This is a genomic window from Asticcacaulis sp. (assembly GCF_051956075.1).
In the GTDB taxonomy this organism is placed as follows: Bacteria; Pseudomonadota; Alphaproteobacteria; order Caulobacterales; family Caulobacteraceae; genus Asticcacaulis.
This window is the reverse complement of record NZ_JBQCGA010000053.1, coordinates 27,374-43,418: the sequence shown is the minus strand read 5'-3', so window position 1 is coordinate 43,418 and position 16,045 is coordinate 27,374. Positions and strand designations below refer to the sequence as shown.

Annotated in this window: 12 protein-coding genes; 11 read left to right on the top strand and 1 reads right to left on the bottom strand. The window is 60.6% G+C overall.

Features of this window, described 5'->3' with window-relative positions:
• Positions 1–95: 95 nt before the first annotated feature.
• Positions 96–374: a hypothetical protein gene (locus ACTHLA_RS13225; RefSeq protein WP_440190051.1), complete on the bottom strand. Its 279-nt coding sequence runs from the start codon at positions 372–374 to the stop codon at positions 96–98.
• 195 nt (positions 375–569) lie between these two features.
• Between ACTHLA_RS13225 and ACTHLA_RS13220 the strand changes: the two genes are divergently transcribed.
• The 11 genes from ACTHLA_RS13220 (at position 570) to ACTHLA_RS13170 (ending at position 15,780) form a co-directional block, all read left to right on the top strand.
• Complete coding sequence (locus tag ACTHLA_RS13220) at positions 570–1,805, top strand: AAA family ATPase (protein WP_440190048.1); 1,236 nt, start codon at positions 570–572, stop codon at positions 1,803–1,805.
• 11 nt (positions 1,806–1,816) lie between these two features.
• Positions 1,817–2,875: a ParB/RepB/Spo0J family partition protein gene (locus ACTHLA_RS13215; protein ID WP_440190045.1), complete on the top strand. Its 1,059-nt coding sequence runs from the start codon at positions 1,817–1,819 to the stop codon at positions 2,873–2,875.
• Positions 2,876–3,054: 179 nt separating this feature from the next.
• Positions 3,055–4,194 (top strand): replication initiator protein A, encoded by a 1,140-nt coding sequence (locus ACTHLA_RS13210; protein ID WP_440190042.1) that lies wholly within the window; start codon positions 3,055–3,057, stop codon positions 4,192–4,194.
• Between the two features lie 519 nt (positions 4,195–4,713).
• Complete coding sequence (locus tag ACTHLA_RS13205; RefSeq protein WP_440190039.1) at positions 4,714–6,831, top strand: ParB/RepB/Spo0J family partition protein; 2,118 nt, start codon at positions 4,714–4,716, stop codon at positions 6,829–6,831.
• Between the two features lie 70 nt (positions 6,832–6,901).
• Complete coding sequence (locus ACTHLA_RS13200; RefSeq protein ID WP_440190036.1) at positions 6,902–7,363, top strand: hypothetical protein; 462 nt, start codon at positions 6,902–6,904, stop codon at positions 7,361–7,363.
• Positions 7,364–7,469: 106 nt separating this feature from the next.
• Positions 7,470–7,883, top strand: a complete 414-nt coding sequence (locus ACTHLA_RS13195; RefSeq protein ID WP_440190033.1) for a hypothetical protein — start codon at positions 7,470–7,472, stop codon at positions 7,881–7,883.
• Entirely contained in the window at positions 7,876–8,520 is a 645-nt protein-coding gene (locus ACTHLA_RS13190) for an antitoxin of toxin-antitoxin stability system (RefSeq protein WP_440190030.1), read from the top strand. Before ACTHLA_RS13195 ends, ACTHLA_RS13190 begins: the two co-directional genes overlap by 8 nt.
• 133 nt (positions 8,521–8,653) lie before the next feature.
• Complete coding sequence (locus ACTHLA_RS13185; RefSeq protein WP_440190027.1) at positions 8,654–9,085, top strand: antirestriction protein; 432 nt, start codon at positions 8,654–8,656, stop codon at positions 9,083–9,085.
• Between the two features lie 153 nt (positions 9,086–9,238).
• Positions 9,239–13,573: a strawberry notch-like NTP hydrolase domain-containing protein gene (locus ACTHLA_RS13180; protein ID WP_440190024.1), complete on the top strand. Its 4,335-nt coding sequence runs from the start codon at positions 9,239–9,241 to the stop codon at positions 13,571–13,573.
• Positions 13,570–14,613, top strand: coding sequence for a DUF7146 domain-containing protein (locus ACTHLA_RS13175; RefSeq protein WP_440190022.1), 1,044 nt, complete (start codon positions 13,570–13,572; stop codon positions 14,611–14,613). The genes ACTHLA_RS13180 and ACTHLA_RS13175 overlap by 4 nt, the downstream gene beginning before the upstream one ends.
• 237 nt (positions 14,614–14,850) lie before the next feature.
• Positions 14,851–15,780: a DUF2493 domain-containing protein gene (locus tag ACTHLA_RS13170; protein WP_440190020.1), complete on the top strand. Its 930-nt coding sequence runs from the start codon at positions 14,851–14,853 to the stop codon at positions 15,778–15,780.
• Positions 15,781–16,045 lie beyond the last annotated feature (265 nt).

Genomic DNA, 16,045 nt, shown 5'->3' with positions numbered 1-16,045 from the left:
GCGACTTCCATTATGTACAAAATGCTTATTGCGTTATACGCTTTACGCAATCTGGCGCGCTGAGAAGCGTGACTGTTCCGTTCGGATTCAGCAGGTTACGACGCACCCGCTTCGTCGTTCGATATGCGGAAATGAATCGACGCAGCGCCCAGTTCGAGAGCCGTCTTGACGCAGCGACCGAGGTCGACAAATTCCTTCGGTTCATTCGGGTGACGATAGACGCTAAGGACATATTCGATGTCCTCGCTTGGATGGGGCACGGTGACAATGAAGGTTTTAGCGGGAGTCTCGCGGATGTAGAGATCGTCGCGCGTCATCAGTCCAAAGACTTCCTTGAAGCGCTTCTCAACCGCGTAGATCTTGGTTTCCTTCAAAGCCGCTCCCTCACCTGATTCCTTGCTTGGCGATTGTTGACCCCTGATAGCATGGGAGCCGTTTCACTCAAAGGCGACTTTACAATCGAATCGTTGACTTACCGCGGTTAACGAGGAATTAACCATATGGGCCGATTGAACGATTATTGATATTTTTTTCAGCCAAAAGGTTCATTGAGCCAAGCGGAGGCTAAATTGAGTTCAAATCAATGGAATGAAGCCAATTTTGGTGCATCGCATTTTGCCGAAGTTGAGCGCATTGGGCAACTGGCGGATGCCGGCGAACAGATGGTCGAGCGTCTACGCAAGACAGCTTTTCTCCCCGGCGCCGAAAAATCCCTGAACGTCCGACTCGGGGTCGCCGAAGCCGCCCAACTTCTTGGCTGTTCAACCAATCGCATTCGAATGGCCGAAGAAGATGGCCGCCTTCCCGCTCCGCCGGAAAGCGAATCCGGGCGCCGCTTAGGTTACGATATCCCAGCATTGCTCAATATGCGCCAGGTCCTTGGCGCCTCGCCCCGGCGAGCGCCTGAAGATCCGCCTGCGATCATCACGGTTCAGAACTTCAAAGGCGGCGTGGGAAAGTCGACCGTAACGACCCATCTGGCTCACTATTTGGCCGTGCAGGGCTACCGCGTCCTTGTTGTCGACTGCGACAGTCAGGCGACGACCACGACCCTTTTTGGGTTCAATCCGCATTTTGCAATCCGCAGGGAAGAAACCTTATACCCGTATCTCTCCATAGAGCCCACACAGGATGACCTGACCTACGCTGTAAAGCGTACGGCTTGGCCCAATGTCGACCTCATTCCGTCAAATCTGCAGATGTTCGACGTGGAGTACGAACTTGCCGCCGCAGGCTCGAGCGGTGGAAGCGTCCTGGCCTCCCGGTTCCGCAAACTGCGCCTGGGGCTGAGCGAGCTGGCGCAAAACTACGATGTCGTTCTTTTGGACCCTCCCCCCGCCCTGGGAACGATTTCGCTGGCGGTCATGCAAGCGGCCAATGCGCTGCTCATTCCGCTTGCCGCCACCACGCCCGACTTCTGCTCCACCGTCCAGTTCCTATCCATGCTAAGCCAGGTGATCGGGCAGTTGAAAGACTCTGGTATTCAGGTCGAATACGATTTCTGCCGGCTCATCTGCTCGAAGTTCGCGACCAATGATCCGAGCCATACGATGATCCAGCGCCTGATGGAGCAAGCCTTTGGGCCCTCCCTGCTGCCCGTCGCCATGTTGGAGTCCGCAGAAATCAGCCACGCCGCCCTGCGGATGATGACCGTCTACGAATTGGATCGTCCGATCGGGACGCCGAAAACCCATAAACGCTGCCGGAACAATATCGACGAGGCGATGGCGCAGGTAGAGCAACTCATTCGCCGACGCTGGGGCCGCGCCGAAAGCGAGTCGTCCATGATGCTGGCGGCCGGGTAAGGAGGTCGTCAATGTCACGCAAACAAACCGCCTATCTCGACGCTTTGCTCAACCCCGAGGTCAGCGCCCCCTCCCCTTCTGCGGAACAACCCCGGCCACCGACGGCGACAGATACCGGCGCTCGTCCGGCAATGAACTTACTGGCCCGGGAATCGGCCCTGGCTCGCGTTGCGAACGGCGAAGTCCGCCAGGTGACCCAGCTGCTTCTCGATCCCGCCCGGGTTCGAATTTGGCACGGAAATGCGCGGCATCAAGCCTCCCTCTCTGAAGAGAGCGTGCGCGATCTGATTGACGCGATCCTGTCCGAAGGCGGCCAGAAGGTTCCCGCTATTGTCCGCCGCGTTCAGGATGATCCGGCGTTTGATTATGAGGTCATTGCCGGGTCAAGGCGCCATTGGGCCATCCAGTGGCTGCGCGCAAACAATTACCCGGAAATGATGTTCCTTGCGCAGGTTCACAATCTCGACGATGAGGCCGCCTTCCGGCTATCCGACATTGAGAACCGCGCGCGGAAGGACGTGTCTGATTTCGAACGCGCCAAGACCTATCTGGCGGCCTTAAGCCATCACTACGGCGGCAAACAGGTCAGGATGGCGGAACGCTTGAAACTGTCCCAGGGCTGGTTGTCCAAAATGCTTACGGTCGGCTCCTTGCCCGACTGGGCGGTTGCGGCATTTTCGAGCCCAGCGGACATCCAGTTGAAGCTGGTTTATCCCCTCGCTCAAAAACTACAGGCCGCGGACGCGTCCTTGACGAAGGCCATTCGCGAGGAAGCCGCGAAACTCTCCGCTGAACAGGCGCTGGCGCGGGCGGGCGAGCGGGCGATTATTGTCGCGGCCGAAGTGGTCAAACGCTTGCTCGACGCAGGCTCCCAGGCCTCAGGCGATGAACCCATCATAAAATTCGAAGCCTCAAACGGACGAACCGCGCTCAGTGTTCTGTCCTCGAATCGAAACGGCGTATCGGTGCGCCTTCACGCCGGCTCAGGCGCTTCAGAAACCGAGTTGGTCACGATGTTCAAATCGGCGCTAAAGGCGCTCGAAAAGCAGGGCAGGGGGCTTCGATCCTGAATCTTTCCCCGGGGAAAGATTTTGGGAATGATGGCGCGAAGAGCGAAGTGACAAGCGGATCCTACGCGTCAAAAACGCCTCCTGAACGGCAGACTCCGCCTGCGAGAGAATCGCCATAGACTGATCTTTCCCCGGGGAAAGATTTCTCGGCTATCGCCCGTATTTAAAATCAGGACCTTATGGACCGAGCCGACAAAAACGAGCAGATCGACCTGTTTTTGCCCTACCTGGCAGACCTGAACCTGCGCGACCAGCGTGAAGTGATGGAACGGCCATTCTTTAGCTTGGCGAAGTCCAAACGCTTGAAGCCGATCGACTATACGTCTCCCGACGGCAAAACATTTGTTCACGTCTCAGCCAACCCCGATTACGGCATGGCGACAATCTGGGACGCAGACATCCTGATATATTGCGCAAGCGTTCTGAACGATCTCAAACAGCGCCGCGTAAACGACATTCCCCGCACCCTCAAGATCATGCCCTATGATCTCCTAAGATCCATTGGACGACCTATCTCCGGTCGTTCATACGAGCTCCTGGCCGGTGCTCTGGACCGTCTGCAATCCACCACGGTAAAGACGAACATACGTGCGGAAAAGCGGTTTGAGGCGACCTTCTCGTGGTTGGACAACTGGAGCCAACTCGTTGACGCAAAGACCGAGCGCTCGAAAGGCTTGAGCATCTCCCTCTCGAGCTGGTTCTACGACGGCGTCCTCATGAATGGCGGCGTCTTGTCGATCGACCGAGCATATTTCGATATCACCGGCGGCCGGGAGCGTTGGCTCTATAAGGTCGCTCGCAAGCATGCCGGCGGCGCCGGGCCCGAGGGTTTCGCTATTGCGCTGCCGACGCTTTTTGAGAAGTCAGGCGCAGAAGGCCAATACCGGCGCTTCAAATTTGAGATCGCGGCAATCGTCCGCCGAAACGACCTCCCAGGTTTCGATCTGCGACTGGCTGACTCCGTCACCAGCCGAGAGCCCCTGCTTGTCATGTCCCGCCGCCAGGAGGCGAGCGCAGAGCCCTCCGACAGCCTGCGTCCAGCCACCTCCAATCAAGCTCAAAAATCAAACATCCCGGCCGCGCCTGCAAAGACCTATGCCAGGACTGACGCGGATGAACCGAGAAACTACCTGACAGACGATACGCTCGCCTACCTGCGCACGCACTATCGCGGCTGGGATTTCCAGGCCCTCCATGCGGAGTTTCGGGGCTGGCTCAGCGAGCAATCCGACCGAAGCCCGGAACGCTACCAAAGCGCGTTCATCGGTTTCGTGAAACGCTATCACGAAAAAAACCGGCATCAGCTCCGCGCTGGATAAAAGCGTTCCCGAAGTGACAGCATACGGGCCCGATCTGTCTCGTCGAGGAGTCGTTTCCGCAGGTCAGCGAATCAATTTGAACGACTTTTCCTTCCTATTCGCGAAAATAGATTCAATCCTGTGGCCTTTTCACCGGACCTTCGACACATCAGGAACAGCCTTTGATCCTTCGGGGACAACGCATTGATCTTTCAGGAACGCCCCTCTTGATCCTTCAGGAACAATCCCCTGTCATTTCAAGAACGCTCGCTTCGTTTAAGTATCTGTTTATAAATAATATTTGTTAAATATTCGGACCCTTAACTTTCTAAATATATCTCTCTTAACGCTCTAACCAGGCTTTGATGATTTTGATTTAAGTCTGTTTAGGAAGGTCGGCGTTAGGGACGCTTTGCGCCCCGTCTTACGCCGTTCCCTGCTTGATGGTCAGGCAGGAACTGAGAGGAAAAGGTCGCTTCGAGGTTTCCGACGGGTTGGAGGTCGAAAGAGAGTCTTTCGGCGCCCGTTTGGAGCTATCCGATGACCACGACGAAAAACCTCATCCCGCTGAGCCGCTCGCTCGATATCCCCTTCAACAAGCTCGTCCTATCCCAAGCCAATGTTCGTCAGATCCATGCCGGCGTCTCGCTCGACGATCTGCGCGAAGACATCGCCGTTCGCGGCTTACTGCAAAGCCTGAATGTTCGCCCCATTCTGGACGAAGAGGGAGCCGAAACCGGCAAATATGAGGTGCCCGCCGGCGGCCGGCGCTTCCGCGCGCTGGAGCAACTTGTGAAGGCCAAGCGCTTACCCAAAACGGCGCCTATTCCGTGTGTGATCAAGAGCCAGACCAGCGACACCTCGCTTGAGGACGATAGCCTCGCAGAAAACACCCACCGGGTCGCGTTGCACCCTCTCGATCAATATCGCGCCTTTCTCGCGCTTCGTCGGCAGAACATGAGCGAGGAAGACATCGCGGCGCGCTATTTCGTCAGTGTCTCGGTTGTTCGCCAACGCCTGCGCCTTGCCTCCGTGTCACCGGCGCTCCTAAACCTCTATGCGGCGGACGAATTAAGCCTGGACCAACTGACGGCGTTTTCCGTCACGGGAGATCACCAACGTCAGGAAGAGCTTTGGCAACAGCTTAAGGCCGTCCCCGCCTATATGCGCGAGGCCTATCATATCCGTCGACACCTGACGGACTCAGCCGTCGCAACTACCGACCGCCGCGCCGTTTTTATCGGCGTAGAGGCCTATGAAGCTGCGGGCGGGGCCGTTTTGCGCGACCTCTTCAGTGCGGACGAAAGTGGTTGGCTTCAGGACGCGGTGTTGCTCGACCGCCTCGTCGGCGACAAGCTCCACGCAATAGCTGATGAGGTTGCGATCGAAGGCTGGAAGTGGGTCGAAGTCCTGCCGAGCCTCCCATTCGATCATCTTTACGGCCTGCGGAAGCTCGACCCGACTGGCGCAGACCTCAACGAGGACGATCAAGCCGTTCTCAACGCCCTGAAAGTCGAATACGATGCGCTGAACGATGAATACAGCGACTGGGACGAACTGCCGGACGAAATCGATGCTCGCCTGGGCGAGCTAGAGACAAAAATCGAGGCGTTCGAAGGTCCCCAGGATACCGCCAAATTCGATGCCGCCGAAATCGGCAGGGCAGGGGTCATTGTCACGGTCGATCGCGCCGGCAGCCCGCAGATCCTGCGCGGCTACATCCGGCCGGAAGACGAATTGACCGAAGACCCGCAGGGTGACGATCCGGCTGATGACGGCGATGCGCAAGACTCCGCAAAGCCGGCGGCAATCATTGCGATCGGTTCAGCGCACGCGCCCGCACCGGCGGCTGAGGAAGACGAGGGCGATGTCGTGCGCCCAATTCCGGAAAAGCTGATCCTCGAACTGACCGCTTACCGAACAGTCGCTCTGCGCGATGCGGTGGCGCGTAATCCCCGCGTGGCGATGACCATGCTGTTGCACAAGCTGGTGAGCGATACCTTCCATCTTCAGCACGGCGGATCTTGCCTGCAGGTCTCGGTATTCCATCCCTCCATGGTCAATATCGCGCCAAAGGGCCTGAATGAAACCGTCCCGGCCGAGGCGATGGCCCATCGTCATTCGCTTTGGGGCGACGTCATTCCTGCTGACGACCAGGCGCTCTGGGACTGGCTCGACGGAGAAACCGATGATGTCAGGTCCGAACTCCTCGCCTTTTGCGTCAGTTTCGGCGTCAATGCGATCAAAGAAAGGCCCAATCCCTACGGCGCCGGCGTCACCGAACACAGTCTCGATATCCGGCTAAAGCAAGCGATGCGGGTCGCCCGGGCAACCGACCTCGATCTCGTCGCTCTGGGCTGGCGTCCGACGGCGGAAACCTACCTCAATCGTGTTCCCCGCGCACGGATACTAGAGGCCGTTCGCGAAGGCTGTGGCGACCGTAAAGCGCAAATGATCGATCACCTGAAAAAAGGCGACATGGTCGTGGAGGCGGAGCGCCTGCTGGCCGACACGGGCTGGCTGCCGGAAGTCCTGCGGGGGTCGGAATCGACCGACGCCGATCCCCAAGCCGCGACCGACGCTCTTCCGGCGTTCCTCGAGGACGGCGCTGATCTCGCCGACGAAGAAGCCGATCCGGCGCCCGTCGCGGCCGAGTGAGGCAGGGGAGGGGGGCCGGTGAGCGGGTCCTCCTCCTTTTTTCACCAACACCATTGTCAGGAGATTTATCATGGCTGACCGCGTTTCCGCGTCGATCACCATCGGGGGCAGGGTTGCTCCCGACGCATTTTCCGAACTCACGCTGCATATTCAACAGGAGGGCCTCTGCGTCGAATGGGATGGCGAGGCATTTCAGCCTTCGGACCGTGCTATAGGGCGCCCGCTTCGCCTTTGCGCTCATGACGTCCCCTGGGGCCGTTTCGAGGAACTGGAGGCCTTTTGCGTGCGCAAGGGTCTGCCTTTTGCGCGCTGGTCTGGCGGTTATCCGGGCCAATGGGCGGCCCATCGCGTCGTCTTCACCGGAACCGGAAACCCCGAGACCTATCTCGCTGACGAAGAGGACGTCACGCTCATCGGTGCTGACGTCGTAAGACGTCTCGGCGCCTTCGAGGCGGTCCTTGCCTATTTCGACAAGGCGGATGCGCCCATCCCGCCTCTCATCGTCGTCGGCGATGCCGCCATCGCTGACTGACCCTCTTAGCCGTCGCTGGAACAACGACGGCCCATCGGATCTGGGCGCCCCCACAGCAACCAATACGCCCGGCCGCCGCGCCGGGCTTTTCATTATGGAGGTCGGCATGGCCGATTATTACACACAGTTTTCGTGCGCTCTCGACGTGACCACAATCGAGAACGCCTTGCTCGCGTACGAGCTCTTCAACAAGGACCCCGAGGCACATGAGGACATCATCTGGAGCGGGGGCTTTCACTTAAGTCTCGATCCCGAGCCTGGTTCGTCGACGCTATTTCTGGATGACGGCGGCGCAGGTGACGTCGAGGCGTTGATCGCGTTTGTTTTGCGTTGCGCCGAAGCCTTCGATCTTAAAGGTCTGTGGGGCTTCGAATACGCCAACACCTGTTCGAAAGCGCGCCTTGATGGCTTCGGCGGCGGCGCCCAGGTGATCGATCTCGGCAAACGCGAAACCGTCGCCTGGCTGTCCACCTTCGAATGGCTGGCCGCAGCCCTGCACGGAGACGACGACCATGCCTGAGCAGTGCGCGATCACCGTTTATAGGTTCGAAGAGCTGACGGACGAGGCCAAGGGAAGGGCGCGCGAATGGTACCGGGATGGCGCCTTGGACTATCCCTGGTACGAGTTTGTCTATGATGATTTTGAGATCATCTGCGACCAGCTCGGCATCGCCCTTGGGACATCGAGCGTCCGCCTCATGGGCGGCGGCGCGCGTCAAAAGCCCCGTATCTACTTCCGGGGCTTCTGGAGCCAAGGAGACGGCGCCTGCTTTGAGGGTGATTACCGCTATCGGACGGGCGCGTCCAAGGCTATTCGCGCCCATGCCCCTTCGGATTCCGACCTGCACAGGATCGCGGACCGCCTGGGGGAGGTCCAGCGCCGCAACTTCTACCAGCTGGCGGCACATGCCCGTCATCGCGGTCACTATTACCACGAATATTGCATGATCGTGGACGTCGAGCGGACCCATGATCTAGGCCAGGGCATGACACGCGACGCCGAGGGGGTTGTGACGGAATGCCTGCGCGATCTCGCGCGCTGGCTCTATCGTCGTCTGGAACAGGACTTCGACCACCTGAACGCCGACAGCGCGATCGACGAGGCGATTGAAGCAAATCAATACCGCTTCGCTGAGGATGGCCGGTTCCACGGCTGATGCGCGCCAAGGCGCTGGGCCCGACGCGTCTGCGGCCGCGTCATCGAGAGGAAGAGGGGGCGTCGGAAGGGAAGCCGCCGGTAGTCACAGAGCAACCGGTGGCGCTCACAGCCCCTTTCCAACAGGAGACACCATGTTGACCCACACCACCCCCGCAAGTGTTCGCGGCGTCGCCCAGATCGTCAGCGAAACGGACCGGGAGATGTTCCTGCCGACCCTCTTCGGAGGGCGGCACATCATCGTCGCCGAGACTACCGTTTATGGTTTCATGGGCCGCCTGAGCCCCGAAGACTACCAGGGCGGCCTCTGGGACTTCTTCGCGCTCGCAGGCGCCCCCCTGTTCTTGGCCCCGCCGACCAAGGAACGCTACCGCATAGCTTGCGACACCAATGGATTTGAAGGTGAGGCTTCCGCAGAGGCCGCGGGTATCATCGCAACCCTGTTCACCTTCTCCCATCTGTCCTTCCAGTACGGATCGGACCTGCTGTCCGAGGGCTATTACCGCCTGTACGACTACGCCGCAGACCATCCCGAAGCGCGGGTCATTTTCGGCGCCATCGACTGATCGGGGGTGCGACGAAGCTCCAGCGTCCAACCGTAAGGTTGGGCGCTATTTTCATGCCGTCGGGGAAAGGGAGAGGGGGCGAGGGAGGAGCGAGTTCCCAGGGCTTCGAGAGAGGCCGGGGCTCGCACTGTCAACGCCATAAGGACAACTCCCATGAATGCTCCCGTTTCCACCGCCTGCCTCGCCGCGGCCCACCCCACGACGTCGTCTGCGGCGTCCGCCGCCGCCCAGGCAACCCTCGATGCAGCCACGGCCCTTTTGCCCACTATGGAAACGGGCGGTCGACTGGACGCCGTTCTCCTCCGCAATGTCATGACCGATGCCTTCGGGGGGAGCGACAGCGAAGGCGCCTGGGACTGGAAGAGCGCCTACGATGCGTGCGAGGTGGCCAGCGTGCTGTTCATCCGCAAGTATGGGGCTGCCCTGCGACGCAAGACGCCGCCGGCCTCGGCTCTATTGCCAACCCTCCACAAGGTTGCCGCCCTGGCGCCAACCCACACGAAGCGCTCAATCGACAGTCAGACCTATCAGCAGTTTTCTACGCCGCTTCCCCTTGGCTGGGTCGCGGCGGCGGCAGCCATGATTACCGACTCCGATACGGTCCTCGAACCGTCCGCCGGCACCGGCATGCTGGCGATCCTGGCGGAAATGATGGGCGCCGGACTTATCCTCAACGAGCTCGAGCCCGGCCGCGCCGAGGTGCTCGACCGTTTGTTTCCGGACGCCGCACGGTCGCGCTTCGACGCCGCGCAGCTTGACGATTATCTTGACCCGGCTACGAAACCGACCGTCGTCTTGATGAATCCGCCATTTTCGGTGCTGAAAGGTGTGAGCGGGTCCGTGCGGGGCGCGGCGATGAAGCATATCCGTTCGGCGCTTGCTCGTCTGGCCAGCGGCGGCCGCCTGGTGGCCATTACAGGCGCGTCCCTGTCTCCCGACGAACCGGCCTGGCGTGAAGCCTTCGTCGATCTTCAGCAAGTCGGGCGGATCGTGTTTAGCTCGGCCATCGATGGAAGCGTCTATGCGCGTCACGGCACGACCGTGGAGACGCGCTTGACCGTAATCGAGAAAATACCGGCGCACGATCCAACCCTCCTGCCGCCCTCGCTCGGCGTCGCTCCAGATGTGGAAACCCTGCTGAGCTGGGTCGTCAGCCACGTTCCGCAACGTCCGCTGCTCTCCCTTACGGCTCCGGTAGCACGCGATCGAGCCGGTCCGACAGGCAATAAGTCCCCAGGCTCCACGGTCTTGCGTCGCCAGAAGCCCGCCTACGAGCCTCAGGAAGCCAAGGGCGTCGAATTGGCCTACGTGGTGAAGGAATGGGCGCCCGAGGCCGCTGTACGGCTCTCTGACGCGATTTACGAGCCATATAGTCTCCAGACCATCGCCATTCCGGACTCCAAGCCGCACCCAACGCAGCTGGTGCAGTCCGCCGCGATGGCGTCCGTTGCGCCGCCTAAGCCCACCTATCGGCCTTTGCTCCCGGCCGGGGCGGTCCAGACGGGTCTTTTGTCGGACGCCCAACTGGAATCGGTGATCTATGCCGGGGAAGCGCATAGTGCGCATCTTTCCGGCTGGTGGACCGTCGACGAGAGCTTTGACGTTCTGGCGGCGGCCAGCGAGGGCGCGGACGGCGCCTTTCGTTTCCGCAGGGGTTGGTTCCTCGGCGACGGCACGGGGGCGGGGAAGGGCCGGCAATCGGCGGCCATCATTCTCGATAACTGGCTGAAGGGCCGGCGCAAAGCCCTGTGGATCTCCAAGTCCGACAAGCTTCTTGAGGACGCGCAGCGCGACTGGTCGGCGCTCGGGCGTGAGCGGTTGGAAGTCACCCCTCTATCGCGCTGGAAGCCTGGGCGCGCCATTACGGTGGACGAGGCGGTACTGTTCACCACCTACGCAACCCTTCGGTCCGAGGAACGCGGAACCAAGGCGTCGCGCATCCAGCAGATTGTCGATTGGCTTGGCCGAGACTTCGACGGGGTCATCATCTTCGACGAAAGCCATGCCATGCAAAATGCAGCGGGCGGTGCGTCCGAATGGGGCGAGGCCGATGCCTCGCAGCAGGGCAGGGCGGGTCTTCGTCTTCAGCATGCGCTGCCGGATGCCCGTGTCGTCTATGTCTCCGCCACCGGCGCGACCAATGTTCATAACCTCGCCTATGCCCAACGTCTGGGCTTGTGGGGGGGCGAGGATTTCCCGTTCGCCACGCGTGGAGATTTCATCTCGGCCATCGAGAACGGCGGCGTCGCGGCCATGGAGGTCCTGGCGCGCGATCTACGCTCCATGGGCCTCTATACCGCTCGCTCATTGTCCTTTGAGGGTGTGGAATATGATATGCTGGTCCACGATCTGAGCCCGGAGCAGGTGCGCATTTACGACGCCTACGCGGGCGCCTTCGGCGTCATCCATAACAATCTCGACGCGGCTATGAAGGCGGCGAATGTCACCGGCGATAATGGGACAATGAACCGCCAGGCCAAGTCGGCTGCCAAGAGCGCGTTCGAGAGCACGAAACAGCGGTTTTTCGGTCATCTGCTGACCTCGATGAAGACGCCAACCTTGTTGAAGGCGATCCGGCAGAACCTGGATGAAGGGCATTGCGCCGTCATCCAGATCGTTTCGACCGGGGAGGCGCTGACCGAACGCCGACTGTCCGAGACGCCGACAGACGAATGGAACGATATCCAGGTCGATATCACCCCCAGGGAATATGTCCTCGATTACCTGCGCCACTCCTTTCCCGTGCAACTCTATGAACCTTTTTCGACCGACGACGGGAAGATCGTGTCGCGCCCGGTCTATGCCGATGGCCAGCCTGTCGAATGCCGCGACGCGGTGGCCAAGCGCGACGGCCTGATCGAAAAGCTCGCCAGTCTGCCGGCCGTGCCGGGAGCGCTCGATCAGATTGTCCAGCACTTCGGAACCGACATGGTGGCCGAAGTCACCGGCCGTTCGCGGCGCATCGTCCGCAAAGGCGAGCGCTTCGTCGTCGAAAGCCGACCGGGCGCGGCCAACCTGGTAGAAGCCCAAGCCTTCATGGACGACCAGAAACAGATCCTGATCTTCAGCGAGGCCGGTGGAACTGGTCGCAGCTACCATGCCGAGCTGTCGGCAAGAAACCAGCGCCTACGTGTCCACTATCTGCTTGAATTCGGCTGGAAGGCGGACGCGGCGGTACAAGGCCTCGGGCGCACAAATCGCACCAATCAGGCGCAGCCGCCATTGTTCCGGCCCATTGCGACCAACGTGAAGGCCGAGCGCAGGTTTCTGGCAACCATCGCCCGCAGACTGGACACCTTGGGCGCGCTGACGCGCGGACAGCGCCAGACAGGCGGCCAGGGCCTGTTCCGGCCAGAGGACAATCTGGAGAGCGTTTACGGCCGCGACGCCCTTCGTCAGCTTTACAAGCTTGTCTACTCCGGAAAGCTGAATGGTTGCTCGCTCAACACATTCGAAGCCATTACGGGCCTCAAGCTTGGTGATGAAATGGGTCTCCGGGACGACCTGCCGCCGATCAACACCTTCCTCAATCGTTTGCTCGCTCTGACCATCTCGATGCAGGATGTGCTGTTCACGGCGTTCGAAGACCTTTTATCCGCGAAGATCGAAGGCGCGATCGCATCGGGCGCCTACGAGATCGGTCTGGAGACCCTGCAGGCCGTGAGTTTTCGAATTACTGACCGGCGCGTTATCAACGAGCACCCGTCGACGGGCGCACAAACGACGCTGGTTAGCATAACGCGGCGGCGGCGCAGCGAAATGACGTCTCTTGCCGAAATTCTCGACGCCGCCGAAGCTCGCGGAGGCGTGTTCCTGGTCAATGAAAAAACGGGGCGCGCCTGCCTTCAGCAAAGAGCACGAAGTCAAATTCTGGAGGACGGGGGCATAGAGGAGCGGGTGGTTCTGATGGGACCAAAGCATGAGCGCTTTACGTCCGTGGAATCGATGGGTGATAGTGGCTGGCGCGAAGTTGACAGCGAGAGATTCGTTGAGGCCTGGGAGGCAGAGGTGGCCACCGTACCTGAGTTTGTCGACGATGTGATCCATGTCGTGTCGGGCCTGCTGTTGCCGATCTGGAACCGGCTTCCGGACGGTTCTACACGCGTTTATCGCCTCCAGACCGACGAGGGCGAACGCGTCGTCGGCCGATGGGTGTCGCCGGCATGGGTCGCCAACGCGACCGCTTTGGGCGGCGTCAATCTCGAACCTGCCGATGCCCACGCCGCCTTGATGGAGGGGCAAACCCTCCTGGCTCTGGCCGATGGCCTTCAGCTTCGCCGGGTTCGTGTTATGGGAAGCCATCGCATTGAGCTGTCGGGCTTCGCCGACAGTCGCCGAGACCAGCTGAAGACCTTAGGCCTGTTCTCGGAAATCATCACCTGGAAGCTGCGCCTCTTCGTCCCGACCTCAAACGACGGCGTCGGTGTGTTGGCAAAATTGTTCGACGCCTTTCCGATCGAGCGCGTGAGCGAGAAGGAGGCGGCATGACGCGCTTTCCCGACGCTCAGGACATAGCCGAACAACTCGCGGCGCGGGCAGATGCGGTTTGTCGAACATACCTGTCGAAAGGACACAAGAGCGGTAACTATTGGATGATCGGGGACGCCACAGGCGTTCCCGGTCGATCCATGCACGTTCGCTTGCGTGGACCGACCGCGGGCAAGGGGGCAGCCGGGAAATGGTCCGACGAAGCGACAGGAGATCACGGCAATCTGCTCGATATCATCCGACATGCGCGCGGTCTGACAGAGTTCCGTGAGGTAATGGCGGAAGCCTGCCGGTTTCTGGCCTTGCCAGACCCCACGCCCGTCGTAGGGTCCGAACGCCGGTGTTTCGCCGATCGTAGCGCCAATGCCCGGCAGTTCGCGGCCCGGCTGTTTACGTCAAGCCGAGGTTTGCGCGGATCGATTGCGGAAACCTATCTGAATAGCCGCGGCATAATTTGGCAGCCGGATTTCAACGCTTTGCGATTCCACCCACGATGCTTCCATAGTTCGGGCGAAGGCGGTAAGCCCGTCTTTTGGCCCGGCCTGATCGCGTCTATAACCGACCTGCAAGACGACCTGACCGGTGTCTCACGCACCTTTCTACGCCGCGATGGTCGCGAGAAGGCGCCCGTGGAGCCAAAGCGCCGGTCCAAGGGAGATTTACTTGGCAACGGGACCCGGTTCGGTGCGGCAAGCGACGTTCTGGCGGTCGGGGAGGGGCTGGAAACGACGCTGTCATTGCGCGCCGTCATGCCCGCAATTGCGCTCGTTTCAGCGACCAGCGCCAACCATCTTTCGGCCCTGCTCTTTCCGGCTGAGTTGCGCACTCTGTTGGTGATCCGCGACAACGATCACGCGGGAGATGTGGCGACCGACGCCCTGTTTGCCCGGGGCCGGGCTGCGGGCGTCGAGGTCGTGCTGATCGCGCCAGAACTCGATGACCTCAGTAGTGACCTGATGAAGCTCGGGCGTGGGCGGCTCGGCCATCGTGTCAGGGAACAATTGCCGCAGCGTCTCGTCGAGCGGTTTGTAGTCGCGTAGCTGATGAACGGAGGCCGCGGCCTTTTGGTAGGTCATGGGGTCGTCCTCTTAAGTCGAGGACGCGCCTTCGGCCTTCTTCAGAGGGCGAACGAAACCCAAGCCCCTGCGGTCTGCAATGCCTGAAGGCATCCTTCTCTGCGTTTCGGCCGGCCCCAGGGCCGGTGCGGACCGCAGGGGCTTGGGTTTTTCATCGCCATGAAGGCCGCGAGGGCGCGGTCAGCAGACGAGGATGACCCCATGACCTATCACGACACCGATCTTGAGCCCGCTCACCAGGGTAGCGCGACAGACCACTACCTGACAGAACTTGAGCTTTACGGCTATCGTCCGAACCTTGATGAACCCGACCCGCGTGCGCACCCGGAGGATGTCCAGGTGCAAGGCGCCGTCCTCGACATCATGGACGCGCTCATCGGAACCTTCGACGATACAGTCTTGGAGCCAGACCTTGAGGACCTCCTTTGGGGCGCGGTCAATCTGTTCCATCGCGCGGCGGACCGGTTGAACCGCCAGCTCGACGACAACGAGGTCGTCCAACGCCGGTCTCAGAAAGACCAGGACGGATCGGAGGTCCGCTCCGTGGAACTCGAACGCCTGATCGTAGCGGGACTAGGGATTTCCGCCAGGCGCGATACTCTGGAAGCTATGCGTGATCAGGCAGCCGATCTCTACCATGCCTACACACGCTCGCCCTGGCGTTCGAAATACGGCTCCCAGGTCAATCATAAGGCCATGACCTCGGCCGTGGTCGACAGTCGCGAATTCCTGGCTGCCAAACTGAAGGCGTCGACCGATGTGCTTGTGCCCGCCGGTCCGAAGATCGTCTTCACCGGCGGTCTGGACTGCGCCGACCACCAGTCCATCTGGAGAGCGCTCGACAAAACGCGCGACCGCCACCCCGACATGGTCCTTTGCCACGGGGGCTCACCCAAAGGCGCGGAGCTGATCGCGGCGAAGTGGGCCGACAACCGTCAGGTCACTCAGATCGCCTTCAAGCCGGACTGGACCCGACACGGCAAGGCGGCCCCGTTCAAGCGCAACGACCAGATGCTCGATATCTTGCCCATCGGCGTGATCGTCGTGGACGGCGGGACAGGCATTCAGGAAAACCTGGCGGACAAGGCCCGCGCCAAAGGCATCCGGGTTCTTCGGATAGGGGGCCAATAGGCTCCCGTATTCCGGTCTAATCCGGTACATATTCCGGCATGCTCAATATCCAGACCATCAGCGCCACAAGCGAACTCCCGTCTCTCTTATCTGAGGTCGACGAGTTCAAGGGGGGGGGCGGCGCGCGCTCGGAAACCTGGCGCCGGAACGGCTCCGCGCCCTCCGCCATATCGCAACCATCGAAAGTATTGGCTCCTCCTCCCGTCTCTAGGGGAGCAAGCTGACATATCGCGAGGTCGAACATCTGCTGGCCAATCTTGAAATC

Bases quoted from the DNA above. Each gene is read 5' to 3' on its own strand.
- ACTHLA_RS13215 (WP_440190045.1), top strand. From the start codon at position 1,817: ATGTCACGCAAACAAACCGCCTATCTCGACGCTTTGCTCAACCCCGAG.
- ACTHLA_RS13210 (WP_440190042.1), top strand. From the start codon at position 3,055: ATGGACCGAGCCGACAAAAACGAGCAGATCGACCTGTTTTTGCCCTAC.
- ACTHLA_RS13205 (WP_440190039.1), top strand. From the start codon at position 4,714: ATGACCACGACGAAAAACCTCATCCCGCTGAGCCGCTCGCTCGATATC.
- ACTHLA_RS13200 (WP_440190036.1), top strand. From the start codon at position 6,902: ATGGCTGACCGCGTTTCCGCGTCGATCACCATCGGGGGCAGGGTTGCT.
- ACTHLA_RS13195 (WP_440190033.1), top strand. From the start codon at position 7,470: ATGGCCGATTATTACACACAGTTTTCGTGCGCTCTCGACGTGACCACA.
- ACTHLA_RS13190 (WP_440190030.1), top strand. From the start codon at position 7,876: ATGCCTGAGCAGTGCGCGATCACCGTTTATAGGTTCGAAGAGCTGACG.
- ACTHLA_RS13185 (WP_440190027.1), top strand. From the start codon at position 8,654: ATGTTGACCCACACCACCCCCGCAAGTGTTCGCGGCGTCGCCCAGATC.
- ACTHLA_RS13180 (WP_440190024.1), top strand. From the start codon at position 9,239: ATGAATGCTCCCGTTTCCACCGCCTGCCTCGCCGCGGCCCACCCCACG.
- ACTHLA_RS13175 (WP_440190022.1), top strand. From the start codon at position 13,570: ATGACGCGCTTTCCCGACGCTCAGGACATAGCCGAACAACTCGCGGCG.
- ACTHLA_RS13170 (WP_440190020.1), top strand. From the start codon at position 14,851: ATGACCTATCACGACACCGATCTTGAGCCCGCTCACCAGGGTAGCGCG.